19 protein-coding genes are annotated in these 22,249 nt (G+C 74.3%); 18 read left to right on the top strand and 1 reads right to left on the bottom strand.

The window, feature by feature from the left end; all coding sequences use genetic code 11:
• The 14 genes from AB0I11_RS19030 to AB0I11_RS19095 all read left to right on the top strand — a co-directional run bounded on the left by AB0I11_RS19030 (position 1) and on the right by AB0I11_RS19095 (position 16,910).
• Positions 1 to 1,287 (top strand): MCE family protein, encoded by a 1,287-nt coding sequence (locus AB0I11_RS19030; protein WP_357321701.1) that lies wholly within the window; start codon positions 1 to 3, stop codon positions 1,285 to 1,287.
• Positions 1,284 to 2,318: an MCE family protein gene (locus AB0I11_RS19035; protein WP_357321704.1), complete on the top strand. Its 1,035-nt coding sequence runs from the start codon at positions 1,284 to 1,286 to the stop codon at positions 2,316 to 2,318. The genes AB0I11_RS19030 and AB0I11_RS19035 overlap by 4 nt, the downstream gene beginning before the upstream one ends.
• Positions 2,315 to 3,301: an MCE family protein gene (locus tag AB0I11_RS19040; protein WP_357321708.1), complete on the top strand. Its 987-nt coding sequence runs from the start codon at positions 2,315 to 2,317 to the stop codon at positions 3,299 to 3,301. The genes AB0I11_RS19035 and AB0I11_RS19040 overlap by 4 nt, the downstream gene beginning before the upstream one ends.
• Positions 3,301 to 4,545 carry an MCE family protein gene (locus AB0I11_RS19045; protein WP_357321711.1) on the top strand — a complete coding sequence of 415 codons (1,245 nt, stop codon included), beginning with the start codon at positions 3,301 to 3,303 and terminating at the stop codon, positions 4,543 to 4,545. The genes AB0I11_RS19040 and AB0I11_RS19045 overlap by 1 nt, the downstream gene beginning before the upstream one ends.
• Positions 4,542 to 5,996: an MCE family protein gene (locus tag AB0I11_RS19050; protein WP_357321714.1), complete on the top strand. Its 1,455-nt coding sequence runs from the start codon at positions 4,542 to 4,544 to the stop codon at positions 5,994 to 5,996. The genes AB0I11_RS19045 and AB0I11_RS19050 overlap by 4 nt, the downstream gene beginning before the upstream one ends.
• Positions 5,993 to 7,228 (top strand): MlaD family protein, encoded by a 1,236-nt coding sequence (locus tag AB0I11_RS19055; protein WP_357321717.1) that lies wholly within the window; start codon positions 5,993 to 5,995, stop codon positions 7,226 to 7,228. Before AB0I11_RS19050 ends, AB0I11_RS19055 begins: the two co-directional genes overlap by 4 nt.
• Positions 7,229 to 7,251: 23 nt before the next feature.
• Positions 7,252 to 8,157 carry a hypothetical protein gene (locus tag AB0I11_RS19060; RefSeq protein ID WP_357321720.1) on the top strand — a complete coding sequence of 302 codons (906 nt, stop codon included), beginning with the start codon at positions 7,252 to 7,254 and terminating at the stop codon, positions 8,155 to 8,157.
• A 13-nt stretch (positions 8,158 to 8,170) separates the two neighbouring features.
• Positions 8,171 to 8,677, top strand: a complete 507-nt coding sequence (locus tag AB0I11_RS19065; protein ID WP_357321723.1) for a hypothetical protein — start codon at positions 8,171 to 8,173, stop codon at positions 8,675 to 8,677.
• A 238-nt stretch (positions 8,678 to 8,915) separates the two neighbouring features.
• Complete coding sequence (locus tag AB0I11_RS19070; protein WP_357321727.1) at positions 8,916 to 10,583, top strand: serine/threonine-protein kinase; 1,668 nt, start codon at positions 8,916 to 8,918, stop codon at positions 10,581 to 10,583.
• A gap of 54 nt (positions 10,584 to 10,637) precedes the next feature.
• Positions 10,638 to 11,870, top strand: coding sequence for a hypothetical protein (locus AB0I11_RS19075; protein WP_357321729.1), 1,233 nt, complete (start codon positions 10,638 to 10,640; stop codon positions 11,868 to 11,870).
• 72 nt (positions 11,871 to 11,942) lie between these two features.
• Positions 11,943 to 12,944, top strand: a complete 1,002-nt coding sequence (locus AB0I11_RS19080) for a hypothetical protein (protein WP_357321733.1) — start codon at positions 11,943 to 11,945, stop codon at positions 12,942 to 12,944.
• Between the two features lie 238 nt (positions 12,945 to 13,182).
• Positions 13,183 to 14,472, top strand: a complete 1,290-nt coding sequence (locus tag AB0I11_RS19085) for an MFS transporter (protein ID WP_357321735.1) — start codon at positions 13,183 to 13,185, stop codon at positions 14,470 to 14,472.
• A gap of 113 nt (positions 14,473 to 14,585) precedes the next feature.
• Positions 14,586 to 16,439, top strand: a complete 1,854-nt coding sequence (locus AB0I11_RS19090; protein ID WP_357321921.1) for a transketolase — start codon at positions 14,586 to 14,588, stop codon at positions 16,437 to 16,439.
• A gap of 81 nt (positions 16,440 to 16,520) precedes the next feature.
• Complete coding sequence (locus AB0I11_RS19095) at positions 16,521 to 16,910, top strand: DUF2267 domain-containing protein (RefSeq protein WP_357321738.1); 390 nt, start codon at positions 16,521 to 16,523, stop codon at positions 16,908 to 16,910.
• Between the two features lie 157 nt (positions 16,911 to 17,067).
• Here AB0I11_RS19095 and AB0I11_RS19100 read toward each other — a convergent pair whose 3' ends face one another.
• Positions 17,068 to 17,832: an FCD domain-containing protein gene (locus AB0I11_RS19100; protein WP_357321741.1), complete on the bottom strand. Its 765-nt coding sequence runs from the start codon at positions 17,830 to 17,832 to the stop codon at positions 17,068 to 17,070.
• 184 nt (positions 17,833 to 18,016) lie between these two features.
• On the opposite strand from AB0I11_RS19100, the gene AB0I11_RS19105 reads away from it, so the two are divergent.
• The 4 genes from AB0I11_RS19105 to dgoD all read left to right on the top strand — a co-directional run bounded on the left by AB0I11_RS19105 (position 18,017) and on the right by dgoD (position 22,248).
• On the top strand, positions 18,017 to 19,255 hold the full coding sequence (locus tag AB0I11_RS19105; RefSeq protein ID WP_357321744.1) for a sugar ABC transporter substrate-binding protein: 1,239 nt from the start codon (positions 18,017 to 18,019) through the stop codon (positions 19,253 to 19,255).
• A 77-nt stretch (positions 19,256 to 19,332) separates the two neighbouring features.
• Positions 19,333 to 20,280 (top strand): sugar ABC transporter permease, encoded by a 948-nt coding sequence (locus tag AB0I11_RS19110; protein WP_357321747.1) that lies wholly within the window; start codon positions 19,333 to 19,335, stop codon positions 20,278 to 20,280.
• A complete protein-coding gene (locus AB0I11_RS19115) occupies positions 20,277 to 21,092 on the top strand; it encodes a carbohydrate ABC transporter permease (RefSeq protein WP_357321750.1) in 816 nt (271 codons plus the stop codon). Before AB0I11_RS19110 ends, AB0I11_RS19115 begins: the two co-directional genes overlap by 4 nt.
• A gap of 7 nt (positions 21,093 to 21,099) precedes the next feature.
• On the top strand, positions 21,100 to 22,248 hold the full coding sequence (gene dgoD, locus AB0I11_RS19120; RefSeq protein WP_357321753.1) for a galactonate dehydratase: 1,149 nt from the start codon (positions 21,100 to 21,102) through the stop codon (positions 22,246 to 22,248).
• Position 22,249: the final 1 nt, after the last annotated feature.

Genomic DNA, 22,249 nt, shown 5'->3' on the forward strand with positions numbered 1-22,249 from the left:
ATGCGACACCGGGTCCTCGGCATCCTCTTCGTCGCCGTGCTCGCCGCGGCGCTGACCGCCTCCGTGCTCCAGTACCGCCACGCGTTCACCCCGGTCGACCGGGTGACGCTGCACGCCGACCGGGCCGGCCTGCAACTCCTCGACGGGGCCGACGTCAAGGTGCGCGGCGTCGTGGTCGGCGACGTCCGTTCGGTACGCAGCGACGGCCGGGGCACGGTCATCGGGCTCGCCCTCGACCCGGCCACCACCGACCGGATCCCCGCCGACGTGACGGCCCGGCTGCTGCCCAAGACCCTCTTCGGCGAGCGGTACGTGGAACTCGTCCCGCCGCCGGCCAGCACCGCCGGGCCGATCCGCGACGGCGCCGTCATCACCCAGGACCGCAGCCGCACCGCCGTGGAACTGGAACGGGTGCTCGACCAGGCGCTCCCGCTGCTGCAGGCCATCCGCCCCGACCAGCTCGCCGCCACGCTCGGCGCGATCGCCACCGCCCTGGACGGCCGCGGTGACCGCCTCGGCGCGAACCTCACCCGGCTCGACGCGTACCTGCGGCAGCTCAATCCGGAACTGCCGACGATCAGCGAGGACGTGCGCCGTCTCGCCACCGTGCTGGACGGCTACGACGCCGCGCTGCCCGACCTGCTGGCCCTGCTACGCGACGTCACCGTCACCGCGGCAACGGTCGCCGACCAGCGCACCCAGCTCGCCGCGTTCCTCGCCGACACCACCGACACCGCCGACACCACCCGGGGCTTCCTCGACCGGCACGGGGACCAGTTGATCCGGCTCGGCCAGGTCAGCCGTCCGGTGCTGGAACTGCTCGCCACGTACGCCCCGGAGTACCCGTGCCTGGTGCGCGGGCTGGTCGAGCTGCAACCCCGGGTGGAGGAGGTGTTCGCCGGTGGCCGGATGCACGTCACCCTGGAGGTGACCCGCGACGGCGGCCGGTACGAGCGGGGCCGCGACGAGCCGGCCTACGCCGCCCACGACGGGCCGGACTGCCGGGGTCTGCCGCGCCCGCGGGTGCCCGCGCCGCAGGTGCCGGTCGCCGACGGCTACGACTACGACGGCAGCCGTACCTCGGCGCCGCTGCCCGTCGGGTTGCCGGCCGCCGCGGCCGCGCCCCCGGCCGGCCCGGCGATGGGTCAGGCCGGCACCGGCGAGGAGCGGGCCCTGGTCAAACCCCTGGTCGGTGGCCTGACCGGGACGCCTCCGGCGGAGGTGCCGGACATCGCGGTGCTGCTCTGGGGCCCGCTGCTGCGTGGAGCGGTGGTGAACGCCCGATGACCGGCCGGACCACCCCCGCGCTGCTGAAGCTGATGCTCTTCGCCGCGGTCACCCTGCTCTCCACCGGGCTGCTCGCGCAGACCCTCGGCGCGTTCCCGCCGGACGGGGTCACCTACCGGGCCCGGTTCACCGACGTGACCGGGCTGCTTGCCGGCGACGACGTGCGCGTCGCCGGCGTCCGGGTCGGCAAGGTCACCGACATCGCCGTGGTCGACGACACCGTCGCCGAGGTCGCGTTCACCGTGGACCGGGACGTGCCGGTGGCGGTCGGGGTGCGCGCCGCCGTCCGCTACCGCAACCTCGTCGGGCAGCGCTACCTCGCGCTCACCGAGGGGCCGGGGGACCGCCGGCCGCTGCCCGCCGGCGGGCTCATCCCGCTCGACCGGACGAAGCCGGCACTCGACCTGACCGTGCTGTTCAACGGCTTCCGGCCGCTGTTCACCGCGCTCGACCCGGACGACGTCAACACCCTCGCGTACGAGATCATCCAGGTTCTCCAGGGCGAGGGTGGGACCGTGGCGAGCCTGCTGCGGCGCACCGCGTCGCTGACCACCACCCTCGCCGACCGGGACGCCGTGATCGGCCGGGTGGTCACCAACCTCAACGCCGTCCTGGCCACCCTGGCCGGCCACGACCGGGAGCTGGACACCAGCATCACCGAGCTGCAGCAGTTCGTCTCCGGGCTCTCCGCCGACCGCACCGCCATCGGCGCGGCGCTGACCAGCCTCGGCGAGCTCACCGACACCACCGCCGGCCTGCTGCACGACACCCGGCCGCCGCTCGCCGCCGACGTCCGCGCCCTCGACGAACTGGCCGGCACCCTCGACCGCAACTCCGCCGTCATCGACGGCACCCTCGGCCGGCTGCCGCAACGGTACGAGCAGCTGACCCGGGTCGCCTCCTACGGCTCCTGGTTCAACTTCTACCTCTGCGACTTCGACGGCCGGGTGACCCTGCCCGGCCACCCGCCGCTGACCCCCGCCGGCGTCAGCGCCCCCGCCGCCCGCTGCGCCACCGGAGGTGCCCGGTGAAGCCGTTCCGCGAACGCAACCCCGTCGTCGTCGGGGCGGTCGGGCTGACCGTGCTCGTCGCCGCCCTGCTCGGCGCCTTCCAGCTCGACCGGATCGCCGCGCTCACCGGCCGCCCGTACAGCGCCGCGTTCCACGACGCCAGCGGGCTGGCCGCCGGCAACGAGGTCCGGGTGGCCGGGGTCCGGGTCGGCGTGGTCACCGGCGTCGACCTGGCCCACGACCCCGGACCGTACGTGCGGGTCCGGTTCCGGGTCGACGACGACGGGGTACGCCTCGGCGGCGCCACCGGCGCCACCATCCGGATCAAGACGGTGCTCGGCCAGAAGTACCTCGCGCTCACCCCGGCCGGGTCGGGGACGCTGCCCGAGCACGGGCAGATCCCGCTCGACCGCACCGCTGCCCCGTTCGACGTGGTGCAGGCCGTCTCCGGGCTCGCCGACACCCTCGACCGGGTCGACACCGACCAGCTCGCGCGGGCGTTCACCACCCTGTCGCAGACCTTCGCCGACACCCCGGCCAGCGTGGGCACCTCGCTGACCGGGCTGTCCCGGCTGTCCCGCACCGTGGCCTCCCGCGACGCCGAGCTGCGGACGCTGCTCGCCCGGGCGCGGAGCGTCACCGGGGTCCTCGCCGAGCGCGACGAGGAGTTCCGGCGGCTGGTCACCGACGGGGAGAAGCTGCTTGCCGAGGTCAGCCGGCGCCGCGACGCCATCCACCAGCTCCTCGTCGGCACCGACCAGCTCGCCACCGAACTGTCCGGGTTGGTCGCCGACAACCGGGCCCGGCTGGCACCGGCCCTGGGCAAGCTGCGCGACGTGGTCGCCGTGCTGCAACGCAACCGCGACGAGCTGGAGCAGACCATCCGGCGGATGGGACCGTTCGTCACCACCTTCGCCAACGTGGTCGGCAACGGCCGCTGGTTCGACTCCTACGTCGACGGTCTGCTCCAGCCGTACCTGCCCACCGCCGGAGGGGGACGCTGATGCCCGGCCGGATGCACCGCTGGCGCCGTCCCGTCGCGGCGGCCACCGTCCTGCTCACCGCCGTGGCCCTCGGCGCGGTGGGGTGGCGGCACGAGGCGCCGCAGCGGCGCGTCGTCGCGTACTTCACCCGCGCGGTCGGGGTGTACGCCGGCTCGGACGTCCGGGTGCTCGGCGTCCGCGTCGGCGAGGTGACCGCGGTGATCCCGCAGGGCGCAGCCGTCCGCGTCGAGATGCGCTACGACCCGGCGCTGCGGGTGCCCGCCGACGCCCAGGCGCTGATCGTCCCGCCCAGCGTGGTCAGCGACCGGTACGTCCAGCTCGCCCCGGCCTACGCGGGCGGGCCGGCGCTTCCCGACCGGGCGGAGATCCCGGTCGCCCGGACGGTCGCCCCGATGGAGATCGACGACATCTACGCCGCGCTCGACGAGTTCAACCGCACCCTCGGCCCGGAGGGCGCCAACGCCGACGGCGCGCTGTCCGACCTGGTCGCCACCGGCCGGGCCAACCTGGAGGGCAACGGCGCCAATCTGCACGACACCCTCGACGGACTGTCCCGCGCGCTGACCACCCTGTCCGACGGGCGGGGCGACCTGTTCGGCACGGTCGCCAACCTGCAACGCTTCACCACCACCCTGGCCCGCAGCGACCAGCAGGTACGCCTGTTCCAGCAGCGGCTCGCCGACGTGGCCGGGCAGCTGGCGGGGGAGAAGGAGGAGCTGGCCGCCGCGCTGCGCGACCTGGCCGTCGCGCTGGCCCAGGTCACCACCTTCGTCCGGGACAACCGCACCGCGCTCACCTCGAACGTCACCGCGCTGACCGACATCACCCGGATCCTGGTCCGCCAGCAGGCGGCCGTCATCCAGATCCTCGACGTGGCGCCGCTCGCGGTGAGCAACCTCAACCCTGCGTACAACCCGCGCTCGGGCACCCTCGACACCCGCGACAACGCGCTCGGGCCGTACGACCCGGCCACCTTCGCGTGCTCGCTGCTGGTGTCGCAGCTCCCGGCGGCCGAGGTGCCGGCCATCTGCACCGCCCTCGCGCAGACCCTGCGCGCCAAGGGCCTTCCCCTCACCGACCAGCTGCGCAAGCTGCTCAAGCTGCCGCCCGGCGCCCCGGCGGCCGGCGGGTCCCCACCGGGTTCCATCAGCTCCCCCGGTGCGCCGACCGCCGACGAGGCGCCGGGCGGCTCCACCATCACCAGCGACCCGACCCTGGGCGGCATCCTGCGAGGGCCGGCATGAGCGAGCGTCAGCGAGCGAATCGTCCGGTGCCGCGCGGTGGCGGCCTGATGGCCCGGTTGCCGCGCCTGCTGGCCGCCGCGCTCGCCGTGGCGCTGCTGCCCGCCGGTTGCGGCCTGCCCGAGGTCGCGGACCTCCCGCTGCCCGGCGGCCGGCCGGCCGGGGACGGCTACACCGTCGACGCGGAGTTCGCCGACGTGCTCGACCTGGTGCCGCGCGCCGCCGTGAAGGTCGACGACGTCACGGTCGGCACGGTCGAGAAGATCTCGCTGTCCGGCTGGCACGCCCGGGTCCGGCTGCGCATCGACCGGGCCGTGCGGCTGCCCGCGAACGCCACCGCGGCCGTGCGCCAGAGCAGCCTGCTCGGCGAGAAGTACGTGACGGTGGCCCCGCCGCCCACCGAGGCGGCGCGCGGCCGGCTCGCCGACGGCGACCTCATCCCGCTGTCCCGCACCACCCGCGGCGCCGAGGTCGAGGAGGTCCTCGCCGCGCTCGGCCTGCTGCTCAACGGTGGCGGCCTGGCCCAGCTGCGGACCATCAACGCCGAACTCGGCGCGGCCCTCGCCGGTCGGGAGGCGGACCTGCGGGACACCCTGACCCAGCTGGACACCTTCGTCGGCGGGCTGGACCGGCAGAAGGCCGACATCGTGCGCGCCATCGACGCGCTCGACCGGCTCACCGGCCGGCTCGCCCGGCAACGGCAGGTGGTCGGGGACGCGCTGGACTCCCTCGGGCCGGGCCTGACCGTGCTTGCCCGGCAACGCGCCCAGCTCACCCGGGCGCTGACCGCCCTCGGTCAGCTCGGCACGGTCGGGACCCGGGTGGTCGAGCGCAGTCGGGCGGACACCGTGGCCAGCGTGCGGGCGTTGCAACCGATCCTGGAACAGCTCGCCCGGGCCGGTGACGACCTGCCGAAGTCGCTGGACTTCATGCTGTCGTACCCGTTCCCGCCGAACGTCACCGGTGCGATCGTCGGCGACTTCGTCAACCTCTCCATCACGGCGGACCTGGACGCCGCGACCATTCTGGCCAACCTGGTGGCGGCCCCGCCGCCTCCGGCGGCCCGCGCCGCCCCCCGGGCGGCGGCCCCGGCCACACCCCGCAGGCCGTCCGCCCCGACCGCCCCCGGCGCCCGCCCCGGCCGCGGCGGCGTCCTGCCCGAGCTGCCGCTCAAGTGCCTGCCGGACCTCACCCACTTCCCGGCCACCTGGACCCCGCCGAAGGAGTGCGGGCTGCCGGAGGGCTGCCGGCTGCTCAAACCGGGCTCGACCGTGCCGCTCGGCGGGCTGCTGCTGCCCAAGGGCCTCGTGCCGCCGGGCACCGCGTTCCCCGCCGGCACGGAGCTGCCGGACGGCACCGTGCTCACCGCCGACTGCGTGCTCCCGATCACCGGGGCCGTCACCGGTCAGCTCGGCGGCCTCACCGACATGTTGGGCGGAGGGCTGATCCCGTGATCGGACGTACCGTGAAGCTCCAGCTGCTCGCCTTCGTGCTGGTGAGCCTCCTCGGCATCGGTTACGTCGGGATCCGCTACGTCGGCCTCGGCGACCGCCTGCTCGGCGCGAACTACGTCCTGCACGTCGACCTGGCCCGAGCCGGCGGCCTCTTCGCCAACGCGCCGGTCACCTACCGCGGAGTGCCGGTCGGCCGGGTCACCGCGGTCGCCCTGCACGCCGACGGCGTTCGCGCCGACCTGCGCATCGAGCGGGGCGTACGGGTGCCCGACGCGCTGCGGGCCGTGGTCAGCCAACGCTCCGCCGTCGGCGAGCAGTACCTCGACCTGCGTCCCGACCGCGACGGTGGGCCGTACCTCGCCCCCGGCGCGGTGATCCCCGCCGACCGAACCGGGCTGCCGCTCGCCCCGGAGACCCTGCTGACCAACCTGGATGCCCTGGTCCGCTCGGTCGGCCCGGACGATCTGAGCGTGCTGATCAGCGAGCTGGGCACCGCGTTCGAGGGCAACGAGCAGACCCTCGCCCGGATCCTCGACTCCGGCGACGCGCTGCTCACCGAGGCCGACAGCCGGCTGCCCGAGACGCTCGCCCTGATCCGCGACGCGCGTACCGTGCTCACCACCCAGGCGGAGTCCACCGAGGCGCTGCGCCGCTGGTCGGCCGGGCTGGCGCAGCTCGCCGCCACGCTCCGCGCCGCCGACCCGGACCTGCGCCGGCTGCTCGCCGACGGGCCGCCCGCCGGCGCCGAACTGCGGGCGCTGCTGCGCGGGCTGGAACCCGACGTCGGCACCCTGCTCGGCAACCTGGTCACGGTCAACGGCATCGCCGCCCGCCGGCTGCCCGGCATCGAGCAGCTGCTGGTGGTCTACCCGATCGCGGTGGCCGGCGGCTTCACCGTCACCCCCGGCGACGGCACCGCCCACCTCGGACTCGTGGTCAACGTCGGCAACCCACCGTCCTGCGTCTACTCCGGCGGGGACACCCGGTGTGGTGCGCGCGACCGGGCCGCCGGGGCGAGCGTCCGGGGCGCCGGCAACGCGCCCCGACCCTCCGGCGCCGACCCGGCGCCACCCGCCGCCGACGAGCAGACCGCCCCGGGGTACGACCCCGCGACCGGCCTGGTGCTCGGCTCCGACGGCCGGCCGCTGCAGTTCGGCGGCACCGGCGGGCAGTACCGCACGGCCGGTGACCAGTCCTGGAAACAGCTGTTGCTCGCCGGCCTGACCCCGTGACCGGCCTACCGGAGGAGGTGGCGGTGCCCAGCCGCAGGAACACCACGCTGAAAGTCATCAAGGGCGCGAAGCCCGGCGGCCCGAACCCGCCGCGCCGCCGGGTGGTCACCCGGGCCGTCTTCCGCCCGGTCGAGCCGATCGAGCAGGTGCTGGAGCGCCTCGACCGGGAGCCGGTGGAGGACCCGCTGGAGGGCGGCGACCTGACCGTCATCGGCGATCCCGCCGAGGTCGAGGAGCTGCCCGAGCCGCGGCGGGCCCTCCGTCGCCGCAACCGGCCCGTCCGCGCGGTCCCCGACCCGCCGGCCGGGGACGAGGCCGCCGACCCGCCCGGCGCGGACGAGGACGGCGGCGCCGACCCGCCCGACGCGGACGCGGGATCCGACGCGGACGGCCCATCCCCGCGCGGCACCGGCCGCCGGTCGCCGGCCACCCCGGCCGGTCCGCGCTCCGGCCGAGCCGTCGCCGCCGTGCTCGCCGTGCTGCTCGCCGCTGCCCTGGCCGGCGCCGGTGTCTTCGGCCAGCGCTGGTACGCCGACCGGGCCACCGACCGGGCGCACCGGGAGGCGGTCGCGGCCGCCCGGCAGGCCGCCGTCAACTTCGTCTCGGTCAGCGCCACCAGCGTCGACCGCGACCTGCAGCGGGTCACCGCCGCCGCCACCGGCGACTTCAAGGACGAGTTCACCCGCGGCCAGGCGCAGGTCCGCACCGCGGTCGTGGAGAACAAGGTGCAGTCACAGGGCAGCGTGCTCCGCGCCGGTCTGGTCTCCGGCGACCGCCGGCACGCGGTGGTGCTGGTGGCCGTCGACGCCACGGTGAAGAACGCGAAGGCGCCCGACGGCCGCCCGTCGCACTACCGCATCCAACTCGACCTGGTCCGCGACCGGGACTCGGGCGAGTGGCTGGTGTCCAAGCTCCAGTTCGTCGGCTGAGGAGGAGAAACCCATGCGTGTCCCGACCGTGCCGCTCCGGCGCCCCGGGTGGCTGCGCCCGGTACCCGCGCTCGCCGTCGCGATCGTCCTGGCCGCCGCGGTGGCCCTCGCCGGCTGGTACGGCGACCACCGTGCCGGCCAGCGCGACCGGGCCGTAAGCCAGGCCCTGGCCACCGCCCCATCGGCGGCGAAGGCGCTCTTCTCGTACGACTACCGCACCTTCGACGACAGCGTCGCCAACGGCCGCACCTTCGCCACCGGGGCGTTCGCCGACGAGTACGCCCGGACCACCGCCGCGCTCAAGCCGACCGCCACCAAACAGCAGGCCGTCGTGCTGGCCGAGGTTTCCGCCACCGGCGTGGTCCGCGCCGAGGCGGACCGGGTCGAGCTGCTGCTCTACCTCAACCAGTACCGGCGCAACGTGACCACGGCCGGGGAGAAGGTCGACCAGAACCGGGTGGTGCTCACCCTGGTCCCGGTCCGTGGTGAGTGGAAGGTGGCCCAGGCCACCGCGATCTGATCGGCGGGGTTGCCGGCGTCTGGTACCACTGGCGACGTGTCCGTGACCGATCACGCCCGGGCCGGTCGCCCGGCCGGCGCCCGACCGACCCCGGACCCGGCCGGCACCCCGGGTCCGGGATCGCCGTCCGGTCGCCGGAAACACCCGTTGCGCCGATGGACGCCGACCCGCGGGCGGCCAGAATGATCGGCGAGGCGGACGCCGAGACCCGCCCCTGGAGCGCCGTGGAGTTCCTCGCATGAGCGGGTGGCAGCTGTCCGGCTACACGTCGGTGCGTCAGTTGGGCGCCGGCGCGTCGGGCAGCGTCGTGCTCGCCACCCACGACCCGACCGGCACCCCCGTCGCCATCAAGTACCTGGTGCGCGACATCGGCGACGACCCGTCGTTCCGGACCGCCTTCCGGGAGGAGGCCCGGCTCCTCGGCGCCATCGACGACCCGCACGTCTCCCGGCTCTACGAGTACGTCGAGTCCGCCGACGGCGCGGCCATCGTGATGGAACTGGTCAACGGGGTGTCGCTGCGGCAGATGCTGCGGGCACACGGCCCGACCACGCCGGAATCGGCGCTCTGCGTGCTCAAGGGCTCCCTCGCCGGCCTCGCCGGCGCGCACGCCCACGGCGTCGTGCACCGCGACTACAAGCCGGAGAACGTGCTGGTCACCGGCGACGGGTTGAGCAAGCTGGCCGACTTCGGCATCGCCGTGCCGATCGGGCAGGGCGACGGCACGACCGTCTCCGGCACCCCCCGCTACATGGCCCCCGAGCAGTGGACCGGCGCCCCGGCCAGCCCGGCCTGCGACATCTACGCCGCGACCGCCACCTTCTTCGAGTGCCTCACCGGCCGGCCGCCGTACCAGGGACGGGACCTGCTCACCCTGCGCGAACAGCACGCCTCCGCGCCGATCCCGACCGATCCGGCCCCGGTGCCGGTGCACGACCTGCTCCGGCACGGCATGGCCAAGGAGCCCGCCGACCGTCCGCAACCCGCCCAGGTCTTCCTGGCCGTCCTCGACCAGGTGGCCGGCGAGGCGTACGGGCCGGAGTGGGAGGAACGCGGGCTGCGCGAGCTGGCCCGGCGGGCCGCCCTGCTCGCCGCGCTGTGGCCGTTCCCGGACGGCAGCGGCGGCGCCACCAGCCTGGCCAGCACCGTGCTCGGCGCGGACCCAGGCCCGGCCCCGGCGCGCCGGGGCCTGGCCCACCGTGGCCGCACGCGGACCGCGCTGGTCGGCGGCGCGCTCGTCGCGGCCCTGCTGGTCGGCGGCGCCGGCTACCGCTACGCCGCGCAGGACGACCCCGCCGGCGCGGCCGGCGCGGCCGGACCACCCGCACCGCCCGGTCCGGCCGGTCCGGCCCCGAGCGGCCCACCGGCCACCGGCCCGACCGCCGCGCCGACCTCGACCCCGGTCCCCAGCCCGTCGGCGACCGGCACCCCGCCGGCCACCTCGGGCGGCACGCCCACCCGCACCGGCTCCGCCGCACCCACCGCGTCGACGGTCCGCACCAGCGCACCCGCGCCGACCCCGACGACCAGCACCTCGCCGCCGCCCCCGCCGGACGTCACCGCACCGGTCGTCGGCGGCGTCGGCGGCGACCCCGGCGAACTGGTCCCGGACGGCTGCCCCTACGGCTACCGGACCAGCACGATCAGCGTGACGGCCACCGACGACCGCACCGGCCCGGCCGCGCTGAAGGTGACCTTCCGCTATGCCCTGGCGGGCACCAACTCGACCGTCGCGATGAGCCCGGTCGGGCGGGGGGTGTTCCAGGGGACGCTCGGGCCGCTGCCGAAACCCGCGAAGAGCAGCCGCCTCCTGATCCAGGTCACCGCCGTCGACGCCGCCGGCAACACCGCCACCTCGGCCAGCCCGGCCTACGTGACGCTCTACGCAGACTGCCCCATCGGTTAGGAGTCACGACGTGACCGATGCCCACACCGCCGCCACGGCCCGGGGACGGCTCGGGTGACCCGGCCGGACGAGCCCACCGAGGCGCTGCCCACCCGCGCGCTGCCGGTCGACCTGTCGGCGACCGTCGACCTCGACCGCACCCTGCCGGTCGGCGGCGTCGAACCCACCGCACCCCGGCCCGCCACCGACGCGACCGTGCACCTCGCCGTCGCGGCCCCCACGGTCCGTCCGGGCTCGGCCGAGCCGACCGTGCACCTTCCCGCGTCGGACGCGACCGTGCGCCTCGCGGCGTCGGATGCGACCGTGCGCCTCGCGGCGTCGGATGCGACCGTGCGCCTCGCGGCGTCGGATGTGACCGCGCGTCTCGCGGCGTCGGATGCGACCGTGCATCTCGCGGCGTCGGATGCGACCGTGCATCTCGCGGCGTCGGATGCGACCGTGCACCTCGCGGCGTCGGATGCGACCGCGCGCCTCGCGGCGTCGGATGCGACCGCGCGCCTCGCCGCGCCGGACCGGACGGTGCCGTTCGGACAGTTCGGGGCCGGCTCCGGCAGCACCGGCGGAGCGTCGGGGATCACCCTGCCCGGCGGCCGGTTCACCGGCGCGGGCACGCCCACCCGGGCCGCCGGGGCGCCGGGTGGCACCTGGCCCGCCGGCCCGGTCACCGGCGCGGGCGTGCCGACCCAGGGCACCGGGCCGGCGGCCGGCCACGGCGCGACGACCGGCGCGTACCACGGGGAAGCGGCCGGGGCCCGGACCGCGGGTGACCCGGCCCGGCCGGCGTCCGGCGGGGAACTGCGCTTCGGGCCCGGCGTGCCGGCCACGCCGCCGCCCGCCCCGCCCTGGCCGGCCGGGATCCCGGCGCGCCGGCCCCGGCCGCGGTGGCGCCGGGTGGTCTCGGTGCTGTCCAGCCTGCTCACCGCCGCGCTGCTGCTGGTGGTCGCGCTCTACCTGTGGCAGCGGCTCAGCCCGCTGGAGGTCGAGGGCGTCACGGTGGCCGTGCCGCGGCCGGCCGGCGAGCGCTGCGACGTCACCGTCGACGTGGTGGCCACGGTGCACACGAACGGCCGGGGCGGGATCATCCGCTACCAGTGGTTCCGGTCGGACGCGCCGCCGGGCGCGCTGCTCACCGAGCGGGTCGGCCGGGGCGAGCGGACGGTGACGTTGACTCTCAAGTGGACGTTCAGCGGAGTGGGGGCCACCACCGAGACCGCCACCGTCAACCTCATCGAGCCGTCCCCGTTGCAGGCCGGTACGCAGGTCGCCTACCGCTGCGCCGGTGGCTGACCGGGTTTTCCGGGCGGACGGTCCGGGTAGGTCCAGGCGGACCGACCTGAACCCCTGCGTGGAGGCCCTTCGATGAGAGACAACTTCGGCGACGCGGTGGGCGACGCGTTCCGCTCGGTGATGCTGTTCCTGCCCAAGGCGGTCGCCTTCATCGCGATCCTGGTGGTCGGCTGGCTGATCGCCAAGGCCGTACGGAAGCTGGTCGACGCGGTCCTGGAGCGGGTGCACTTCGACCGTGCCGTGGAGCGCGGCGGCATCAAGACCGCCCTGGCCCGCTCCCGGTACGACGCCAGCGACATCGTCGCCAAGCTGGCGTACTACGCCGTGCTGCTGGTCACCCTCCAGCTCGCCTTCGGCATCTGGGGCCCGAACCCGATCTCGGACCTGATCGCCGGCGTCATCGCCTGGCTGCCCCGGGCGTTCGTGGCCATCGTCATCGTGGTGGTGGCCGCGGCCATCGCCAAGGCGGTCAAGGACATCATCTCCAGCGCGCTCGGCGGCCTCTCCTACGGCCGGATCCTGGCCAACATCGCCTCCGTCTTCATCCTCGGCCTGGGCATCATCGCCGCGCTCAACCAGATCGGCGTCGCCACCGCGGTCACCACCCCGGTGCTGATCGCCGTCCTGGCCACCGTGGGCGGCATCCTGGTCGTCGGCGTCGGCGGTGGGCTGGTCCGTCCGATGCAGAGCCGCTGGGAGAACTGGCTGACCCGGGCCGAGGAGGAGTCCCGCACCATCGCCACTCACGCCCGCGCCTACCAGGCCGGCCGGCGCGACGTCGAGGCGCGGCTGAGCCGGCCCGACCCGTACGCCGGGTCGGACCTGACCCAGCCGGTGGCGCGGGACGCCGAGGCCGACCGCACCCAGCCGGTGGCGCGGGACGCCGAGGCCGACCGCACCCAGCCGGTCCCGGCGTACGGTCCGGCGGAGGCCACCCAGCCGGTCCCCCCGTACGCCGAGGCCGAGCGCACCCAGCCCACGACCGCGCCGCGCCAGCCCACCGCCGAGCAGGCGGCGGACAGCGAGGCCACCATGGTCATCCCGGCGGCGGACGTGGAGAAGTTCCGCCGCTGAGCCGCCCGGACCGACGCACCGGGGTGGGACCCGACCGGGTCCCACCCCGGTGCGCGTTCCCGGCGTCGCTCACCCTCGCCGGCCGATGCCCGGCGTCGCCGGGGCACCCGGACCGGCCGCGCGCCGGATAGCATCGGCGCATGACCTGGCGATGTTGATCCTGCCCTGACGGCCGTGCCCGCGGGCCGCCACGGACACCGCACCTCCGGTGTCCGTCGCGTCCTCGTGGGAAGGCCTCATGATCATCACTCCGGCGCGCGCGCCCGGGACCCGGCCGCTGGCGGCCGCGCTCTACGGCTACGCGTTCCTCACCGACTTCGTCCTGCTCTATCCGCTGTACGCGCTGCTGTTCGCCGACGCCGGGCTGTCGGTCGGGCAGATCTCCGCGCTCTTCGTGCTCTGGTCGGCCACCGGCCTGGCGCTCGAGGTGCCCTCCGGCGCCTGGGCCGACGCGGTGTCCCGGCGGCTGCTGCTCGCCCTGGCCCCGCTGCTGCCGGCCGTCGCGTTCGCGCTCTGGGTGCTCGCCCCCTCGTACCCGGCCTTCGCGGTCGGTTTCGTGCTCTGGGGCGCGGGCGGGGCGCTGCGCTCCGGCGCCCTGGAGGCGCTGGTCTTCACCGAACTCGACCGGCTCGGCGCCACCGACCGGTACGCCCGGCTGATCGGCCGGGCCCGCACCGCCGGGGTGGCCGCCGCGGCGGGCGCGGGCGCCCTCGCCGGTCCGGTCTTCGCCGCCGGCGGCTACCGGGCGGTCGCGCTGGCCAGCGTCGGCGCGTGCCTGCTCGCCGCCGCCGTGGCGACCCGGTTCCCGGAGCACCGCCCGCCGCCGGCCGGCGGGACCGGGACGGCGGCCGGGGAGGGTGGTCCCGGCTGGCTGGGCAGCCTGCGGGCCGGCCTGGCCGAGGCCCGGGCCGACCGGAGGGTACGCGGGGCGCTGCTGCTCGTACCGGCGGTGAGCGCGGTCTGGGGTGGCCTCGACGAGTACACCGGGCTGCTGGCCCGGGACACCGGCGTGGGCGAGGCCAGCGTGCCGCTGCTGCTCCTGCTGCTGTGGGCCGGGATGACCGTGGGCGGGCTGCTCGCGCCGGCGGGGGAGCGGCTGCGCACCGGCGGGTACGCCGGCCTGCTGGTGCTCGCCGCGGTGGCGCTGGCGGCCGGTGCCCTGGTCGGGCACCCGGCGGGCTTCCTGCCGCTCGCGGTGGCGTTCGCCGCGTTCCAACTCGCCACGGTGCTGGCCGACGTGCGGTTGCAGGCCCGGATCACCGGCACCGCGCGGGCCACCGTGACCTCGGTGGCCGGGATGGCCACCGACCTGACCGTGATCGCCTGCTACGGCGGCTACGGCCTGGTCGCCGGCGCCACCGGCAACGCGGTCGCCTTCGCGCTGGCGGCGCTGCCCTACCTGGCGGTCGCGCTGTGCCTGCTGGCCCGGTCCCGGGCGTCCGGCGGCCGGGAGTCGCGCCCCGGTGCGGTTGGCGATCCGTCCGAGGGGACAAATAGCCAGTTACCGGAGAAAACTTCCACACCCTGATTACGGTAGGTGCGCAAGGCGGTCAGCGCCGCCGCCGCTCCGGGTCGTCCACCCGGTCTGCGCGGCGGCGGTCTGGCCCGGGCCGGGCGAGGACGGAGGCGATCCCGGTGACCATGGAAGCGGAGCGCACCCTGCGCGACGAGGAACTCGCCGGGCTGGCGGAGCTCGCCGCCCAACTGCGGGTGGACGCGATCCGGTGCAGCACCCGGGCCGGGTCCGGCCACCCGACCTCCAGCCTCTCCGCGGCCGACCTGCTCGCGGTGCTGATCTCCCGCCACCTGCGCTACGACTGGTCGTTCCCGGGCAACCGCGCCAACGACCACCTGATCTTCTCGAAGGGCCACGCGTCGCCGCTGCTGTACGCGGTGTTCCGGGCGGTCGGCGCGATCAGCGAGCAGGAGCTGCTGGACACCTACCGCCAGGCCGGCTCCCGCCTGCAGGGCCACCCCACCCCGGTCCTGCCCTGGGTGGACGTGGCCACCGGCTCGCTCGGCCAGGGGCTGCCGGCCGGCGTGGGCATCGCGCTGGCCGGGCGGTACCTGGACCGGCTGCCGTTCCACGTCTGGGTGCTCTGCGGCGACAGCGAGATGGCCGAGGGCTCCATCTGGGAGGCGCTGGACAAGGCCGGCCACTACGGGCTGCGCAACCTCACGGCGATCGTCGACGTCAACCGGCTCGGCCAGCGCGGCGCGACCGAGTTGGAGTGGGACCTGGACACCTACCGGCGGCGGGTCGAGGCGTTCGGCTGCCGGGGCATCGTGGTCGACGGCCATGACCTGGGCGCCATCGACGAGGCCCTGGGGCAGGCCCGGGCGGCGAGCGGGCCGACCGTGGTGCTCGCCCGGACCGTCAAGGGCAAGGGGGTGCCCGAGATCGAGGACAGCCCGGACTGGCACGGCAAGGCGCTGCCGCCGGACCTGGCCGAGCGGGCCGTGGCCGCGCTGGGCGGGGACCGCCGGATCCGGGTTCGCGCGCCACGGCCCGAGCCGGTCCCGTCCACCGGCGCCCCCACCGCACCGGAGCCGGCCCTGCCGCAGTACGCCAAGGGGGAGAAGGTCGCGGTCCGCAACGCGTACGGCGACGCGCTGCGCGCGGTCGGCGGCCGGCCGGACGTGGTCGTCCTCGACGGCGAGGTCAGCGACTCCACCCGCGCCGACAAGTTCGGCGAGGCGTACCCGGACCGGTTCTTCGAGATGTTCATCGCCGAGCAGCAGATGGTCGCCGCCGCGGTCGGCCTCCAGGTGCGCGGCTACCGACCGTTCGCGGCGACCTTCGCCGCGTTCCTCTCCCGCGCCTACGACTTCATCCGGATGGCCGCGATCTCGCAGGCCGACATCGTGCTGGCCGGCTCGCACGCCGGGGTCGAGATCGGCCCGGACGGCCCGTCGCAGATGGGGCTGGAGGACCTCGCCGCGCTGCGCGCCGTGCCCGGCTCCACCGTGCTCTGCCCCAGCGACGCGGTCTCCTGCGTCGCGCTGGTCGCCCAGCTGCTCGACCGGGAGGGGATCAGCTACCTGCGCAGCACCCGCGGCGCGTACCCGGTGCTGTACGACAACGGCGACACCTTCCCGATCGGCGGCAGCAAACTGCTCCGCGAGGGCGGCGACGTGGCGCTCATCGGCGCCGGGGTGACCGTGCACACCTGCCTCGCCGCCGCCGAGGAGCTGGCCCGCGAGGGCATCGACGCCCGGGTCGTCGACCTGTACTCGATCAAACCGGTGGACCGGCAGCGGCTGCTCGACACCGTGCGGGCCACCGGTGGCCGGCTCGTGGTGGTCGAGGACCACTACCCCGAGGGCGGCCTCGGCTCGGCGGTGCTCGAATCGCTGGCCGACCTCGCCGAGCCGGTGCGCGTCGCCCACCTGGCGGTGCGCGGGCTGCCCGGCTCGGGGACGCCGACCCAGCAGATGGACCGGGCCGGTATCGGGGTGACCGCGATCGTCGGGGCGGCGCGCGCCCTGGCCTGAGGGCGCGCTCGGGGTGACCCGACCGTTTGCGGCCGGCCGGGGCGGGTAGCCACGCTGCCTCCCGGACGGGAAGGGACGGACATGGCGGAGTTGGAGTTCTTCGAGAAGGTGGCCGCCCGCGCGGGCGTTTCGGCGGACACCGCGCGCTCGCTGACCGAGGCCACGCTGCGCACGCTCGGCGAGCGGATCAGCGGGGGTCAGGCGGCCGACCTGGCCGACCACGTGGCGCACGAGCTGCGACCGCTGCTGTCCCGGGCCCGCACCGAGGAGCCCGAGGCGTTCGGGCCCGAGGAGTTCCTGCGGCGGGTGGCCGAGCGCGCCGGGCAGGCGCCGGAGGTGGCCGAGCGGGGCGTGCGGGCGGTGCTGCAGACCCTGCACCGGGTGGTCGGGCACCGAAAGTTCGAGGGCGCGCTGGCGCAGCTGCCGCGCGAGATCGGCGCGCTGGCCCAACCGGTGCCCCGGGAGCCCTGACCGGCCCGCCGCCGCCCGGCGGCCCTTGATCGACCCGGCCGGTCTGCCGTCGCCCGGCGGCGCCTGATCGACCGGACCGGTCTGGCCGCCGGTGCGGTCGGTCCACCGCGGCGCGGTCGCGGCGGCCCGGCGCGGCGCCGGAACCCGCCGGGGCGGGTCAGCTCACCGGGTCGGGCTCGGCCGTCTGCTCCCAGAGCGACCGCATCTCCTCGAACGCCTGCTCCATGAGCTCCACCATGGCCCGCCGGGCGCGCTCGCCGTCGTGCCGCTGGATGGCCTGGGCCACCTCGGCGTGCAGGTGCAGCGCCTGCTCGTGCGGGTGGTGCGGCATGAGGTGGTGCTTGTGCCGGCCGGTGAGCACCTCGGCGACCAAATCCTGCAGGCGGACGAACATCTCGTTGCCGGAGGCGAGCAGCACCCGCCGGTGGAATTCGATGTCCAGCCGCAGGAAGCGCTCCTCGTCGCCGGCCTTGCCGGCGGCCCACATCTTGGCCGCGAGCCCGACGAGGTCGCTGGCCTCGTCGTGGCCGGCCCGGCTGGCGGCCAGCAGGGCGGCGTGCGGCTCGATGGCGGTGCGCAGCTCGGTGATGGACCGCAGCTGGGCGAGCCGGCTCGCCGAGGCGAGCCGCCACCGGATCACCTGCGGGTCGAAGACGTTCCAGTCGTGCGCGGGCCGGATCGTCACCCCGACCCGTCGGCGGGTCTCGATGAACCCGATCGACGCCAGGACACGCAGCACCTCACGGACCACCGAGCGGGAGACCTCGTACCGGTCGACCAGGTCGTCGATGTTGAGGACCGCCCCGGGGGCGAACTCCCCGCCGCAGATGGCGGTGCCGAGGTGTTCGAGGACGCGTGCGTGCAGCCCGACCTCGGCCGGAGCGGGCTGGGTGCCGACGGCCCCGGAGGAGTACGGTTCCACGCCAAGGATCGTATCAGTTGGGTCAACCCCTTGAATAAATCAGCTTTTTCGTCCTAGCATCCCCTGCTTAAGCGGACGTTACAGCGTTGTGGCGCTCTTCCCCCGGGGCGGCGACCACGAGAAATGGAGAGATGACGTGCGACGTCGATCGATAATCGGTACGTCTCTGGCCGTGGTGGTCGCCATGGGCCTGAGCGCCTGCGGCGGCGGAGAGGACGGCGGCGGTTCGAAGACCCTGCGCGTGACGCTGGTGAACCACGTCTGGACGGAGAACATCAAGAAGGCTCTGCCGGAGTTCGAGAAGCAGACCGGCCTCAAGGTCGAGGTCACCCAGCTCGGTGAGGACCAGCTCTCCGACCAGTACAACGTCAAGCTGAACGCGGGGTCCAGCGACCTCGACGTGATGATGTACCGGCCGCTGCAGGAGGGCAAGCAGTTCGGCAAGAACAAGTACCTCGCCGACCTGACCGAGCGGTCCAAGTCGGACAGTGCCTTCGAGTTCAGCGACTTCCAAGCCGGGCCGGTGCAGGCCACCACGTACGAGGACAAGGTGGTCGGCGTGCCGATCATCACCGAGTCGGAGGTCCTGTACTACCGCAAGGACCTGCTGAAGAAGTCCGGCTTCGACGCGCCGCCGAAGAGCCTGGACGAGCTCAAGGCGCAGGCCGCGAAGGTCGAGGCCGACAACCCGGGCGTCGCGGGCTTCGTCTCCCGTACCGGCAAGGCCGCCGCCGTCACCCAGTTCTCCAGCTTCCTGTTCAGCTTCGGCGGTGACTTCGTCGACGCCAACGGCAAGGCCTCGGTCAACACCGAGCAGGCCAAGCAGGCGTACGGCTACTACGGCGGGCTGCTGCGCGAGCACGGCCCGGAGAACATCAGCACCGACATGAGCTGGTCCGAGGCGATGGCCATCTTCACCCAGGGCAAGGCGGCCTTCTACACCGAGGCCAACTCGCTCTACAAGAACGCCACCGACCCGGCCAAGTCGAAGGTCTCCGACACCGTCGGCTTCGCGCCCTTCCCGGCCGGCCCGGCCGGCTCGAAGCCCTACAACATCCCGTCCTGGGCGCTCGGCATCAACGACCAGTCGAAGAACAAGGACAACGCCTGGAAGTTCATCCAGTGGGCGGCCGGCAAGGAGCAGTCGCTGGCGCAGCAGGAGGCCGGCGTCCCCGGCGCCCGCGCCTCGGTCTGGGCCAACCCGCAGGCCATCGCGACCTACCCGAAGGACCTCGCCGAGGCCACCACGGCCAGCACCGCCAACGGCGTCGGCCACGACCGTCCGCTGGTCGTGAAGGTCGCCCAGGCGCGCGAGATCGTCGGCCAGCCGATCGTCGACGCGATCACCGGCAAGGACCCGGCCGCCTCGGCGGACGCGGCGAACGAGGCGTTCCAGAAGTTCCTCGACGACGAGGCGAAGTAACCCGACCGCGGGACGGCGGGGCCCGACCGGCCCCGCCGTCCCGCGCCGGGTCCCGGCCCTGAGCACTCGGAGACCTCATGTCAGCCGTCACCACACCAGTCACCAGATCGCCGCAGGCCGGCGCGGGCCCGGCGGAGTCGGGCTGGTCGCGCTGGGCCAACGCGCACCGCAAGTGGCTCTTCGCGGCCCCCGCCATGGCGTTCGTCGCCGTGCTGATCATCTTTCCGGTGGCGTGGACCGGATACCTCAGCCTCACCGACGCCGAGGGTTCGGTCCGCGCCGAGAGCGAGTTCATCGGGTTCCAGAACTACCTCGACGTGCTCGCCGACACCGACCGGTTCTGGCCGGCGGTGTGGCGCACCGTCCTGTTCACCGGCGTGGTGCTCGCCGTCGAGGTCGCGCTCGGCATGGCGATCGCCCTGCTGCTGTGGCGGCCGTTCCGCGGTGAGCGCTGGGTCCGGGTCGCCATCCTGCTGCCCCTGGTCGCCACCCCGGTGGCGGTCGGCATGATGTGGCGGCTGATCTTCGATCCCACCATCGGCATGGCCAACGAGGTGCTCAGCTGGGTCGGCATCGGCCCGCAGCCCTGGCTGGCCGGACAGAGCAGCGCCCTGCCGACGACGATGTTCATCGACATCTGGCAGTGGACCCCGATGGTGGTGCTGATCCTGCTCGCCGGCCTCACGTCGCTGTCCGACGAGCCGCAGGAGGCCGCCCTCATCGACGGCGCCAGCACCTGGCAGCGGTTCCGGCACGTCACCCTGCCGCTGCTGATGCCCACCGTGATCGTGGCGATCCTGCTGCGCGGCATCGACGCGCTCAAGACCTTCGACATCCTCTACGCGACCAAGGGTCGCGGCGGCGGGTCGTTCCACGAGGTCGAGACGCTCAACGTCTACGCGTACGGGCTGAGCTTCGACTACAACGCCTACGGCGTCTCATCGACCGTCCTCATCATCTTCTTCCTGATCATCATCGGGGTGATGTGGGCCCTGACCTACCGCAAGAAGGGGCTGGACCGATGAAGCCGAGCAAGCCGTTCACGGTCTTCCGGTCAGTGGCCCTGGCCGTCGTGGTGCTGGCGCTGATCGCGCCGCTGCTCTGGATGATCGCCGCGTCGTTCAAGACCAACGTCGACATCTACGACACCGGCAAGGCCTTCGTCTTCTCGCCCACCCTGGACAACTACGACAACGTGCTCCAGCGGGCCAACTACGTCCAGTTCATCGGCAACAGCCTCTGGGTGGCGTTCGCCGCCACGGTGCTCTCGCTCCTCCTCGGGGTGCCCGCGGCCTACTCGATGAGCCGGTTCAACATGAAGAAGTCCGCGCTCGTGGTGCTCATGGCCCGGATCATCCCGGGCGTGTCGCTCCTGGTGCCCTGGTACTACGTCTTCTCGAACCTGCAGCTGGTCGGCGGGTACACCGTGCTGATCCTCAGCCACATGTTCGTGTCGCTGCCGTTGATCGTCTACATCATGATGGGCTTCTTCGACAGCCTGCCGGAGGACCTGGAGGAGGCGGCGCTGGTCGACGGGCTGACCCACATCGGCGCGTTCCGGCGGATCACCCTGCCGCTGTCCGTGCCCGGCATCGCCACGGCCGGCATCCTGTCCTTCATCTTCTCCTGGAACAACTTCATGTTCGCCCTGGTGCTCTCCGGCGCGGACACGAAGACCCTGCCCGTGGCGATCTTCGACTTCGTCGGCTACGCCAGCATCGACTGGGGCGGCCTGATGGCCGCGGCCACCGTGGTCACCCTGCCGATCATGGTGATCGCCCTGTTCGTGCAGAAGTACATCGTCTCCGGGCTCACCGCCGGCGCCACGAAGGGCTGAGGACGCCATGACAACGATCGCACGGCTGGAGACGTTCCTCGTCGCACCGCGGTGGCTGTTCGTCCGGGTCGAGACGTCCTCCGGGATCGTCGGCTGGGGCGAGGCGACCTGCGAGGGCCGCTCCGAGACCGTCCGCACCGCCGTCGAGCAGCTCAGCGAGCTGCTGATCGGCCGGGACGCGCTGCGGATCGAGGACCACTGGCAGGTCATGACGAAGGCCTCGTTCTACCGGGGCGGGCCGATCCTGGCCAGCGCCGTCGCCGGGCTGGACCAGGCGCTGTGGGACATCGCCGGCAAACATTTCGGCGCCCCGGTGCACCAGCTGCTCGGCGGCCCGGTCCGCGACCGGATCCGGGTCTACGGCTGGGTCGGCGGCGACGAGCCCGCCGAGGTGCGCGACCAGATCAGCGCCGCCGTCGAGACGGGGCTGACCGCGGTGAAGATGAACGCGTCCGGGCGGATGAGCCCGGTCGCCTCGGTCGCCGAGCTCGACGGCGTGGTCCAGCGGGTGGCTGCCGCCCGCGAGGTGCTCGGCGACGAGCGGGACGTCGCGGTCGACTTCCACGGCCGGTTCAGCCTGGCCACCGCCCGCCGGGTCGCCCCGCTGCTCGAGCCGTACCGGCCGTTCTTCCTGGAGGAACCGGTGGTGCCGGAGAACTCGCACCTGATCGGCGAGTTCGTGCGCGCCACGAGCACGCCGGTGTCCACCGGGGAACGCCTCTACAACCGGCAGGAGTTCCTGCCGGTGCTGCAGGCCGGCATCGCGGTCGCCCAGCCGGACCTGTCGCACGCCGGCGGCATCACCGAGGTCCGCAAGATCGCCGCGCTGGCCGAGGTGTACGACGTCCAACTCGCCCCGCACTGCCCGCTCGGCCCGATCGCCCTGGCCTCCTGCCTGCAGGTCGGCTTCGCCACGCCCAACTACCTGATCCAGGAACAGAGCATCGGCATCCACTACAACCTCGGCGCCGAGGTGCTCGACTACTGCCTCGACAAGACCCCGCTGACCTTCGTCGACGGGTACGTCGAGCGGCTCACCGCGCCCGGGCTCGGCATCGAGATCGACGAACACGCGGTGCGCGCCGCGGACAAGCGCGGCCACGCCTGGCGCAGTCCCACCTGGCGGCACCCCGACGGCTCCTATGCGGAATGGTGAT

This window comes from Micromonospora sp. NPDC050495, assembly GCF_040655175.1.
Taxonomy (GTDB): domain Bacteria; phylum Actinomycetota; class Actinomycetes; order Mycobacteriales; family Micromonosporaceae; genus Micromonospora.

Bases quoted from the DNA above. Each gene is read 5' to 3' on its own strand.
- AB0I11_RS19030 (WP_357321701.1), top strand. From the start codon at position 1: ATGCGACACCGGGTCCTCGGCATCCTCTTCGTCGCCGTGCTCGCCGCG.
- AB0I11_RS19035 (WP_357321704.1), top strand. From the start codon at position 1,284: ATGACCGGCCGGACCACCCCCGCGCTGCTGAAGCTGATGCTCTTCGCC.
- AB0I11_RS19045 (WP_357321711.1), top strand. From the start codon at position 3,301: ATGCCCGGCCGGATGCACCGCTGGCGCCGTCCCGTCGCGGCGGCCACC.
- AB0I11_RS19050 (WP_357321714.1), top strand. From the start codon at position 4,542: ATGAGCGAGCGTCAGCGAGCGAATCGTCCGGTGCCGCGCGGTGGCGGC.
- AB0I11_RS19065 (WP_357321723.1), top strand. From the start codon at position 8,171: ATGCGTGTCCCGACCGTGCCGCTCCGGCGCCCCGGGTGGCTGCGCCCG.
- AB0I11_RS19070 (WP_357321727.1), top strand. From the start codon at position 8,916: ATGAGCGGGTGGCAGCTGTCCGGCTACACGTCGGTGCGTCAGTTGGGC.
- AB0I11_RS19080 (WP_357321733.1), top strand. From the start codon at position 11,943: ATGAGAGACAACTTCGGCGACGCGGTGGGCGACGCGTTCCGCTCGGTG.
- AB0I11_RS19085 (WP_357321735.1), top strand. From the start codon at position 13,183: ATGATCATCACTCCGGCGCGCGCGCCCGGGACCCGGCCGCTGGCGGCC.
- AB0I11_RS19090 (WP_357321921.1), top strand. From the start codon at position 14,586: ATGGAAGCGGAGCGCACCCTGCGCGACGAGGAACTCGCCGGGCTGGCG.
- AB0I11_RS19095 (WP_357321738.1), top strand. From the start codon at position 16,521: ATGGCGGAGTTGGAGTTCTTCGAGAAGGTGGCCGCCCGCGCGGGCGTT.
- AB0I11_RS19105 (WP_357321744.1), top strand. From the start codon at position 18,017: ATGGGCCTGAGCGCCTGCGGCGGCGGAGAGGACGGCGGCGGTTCGAAG.
- AB0I11_RS19110 (WP_357321747.1), top strand. From the start codon at position 19,333: ATGTCAGCCGTCACCACACCAGTCACCAGATCGCCGCAGGCCGGCGCG.
- AB0I11_RS19115 (WP_357321750.1), top strand. From the start codon at position 20,277: ATGAAGCCGAGCAAGCCGTTCACGGTCTTCCGGTCAGTGGCCCTGGCC.
- dgoD (WP_357321753.1), top strand. From the start codon at position 21,100: ATGACAACGATCGCACGGCTGGAGACGTTCCTCGTCGCACCGCGGTGG.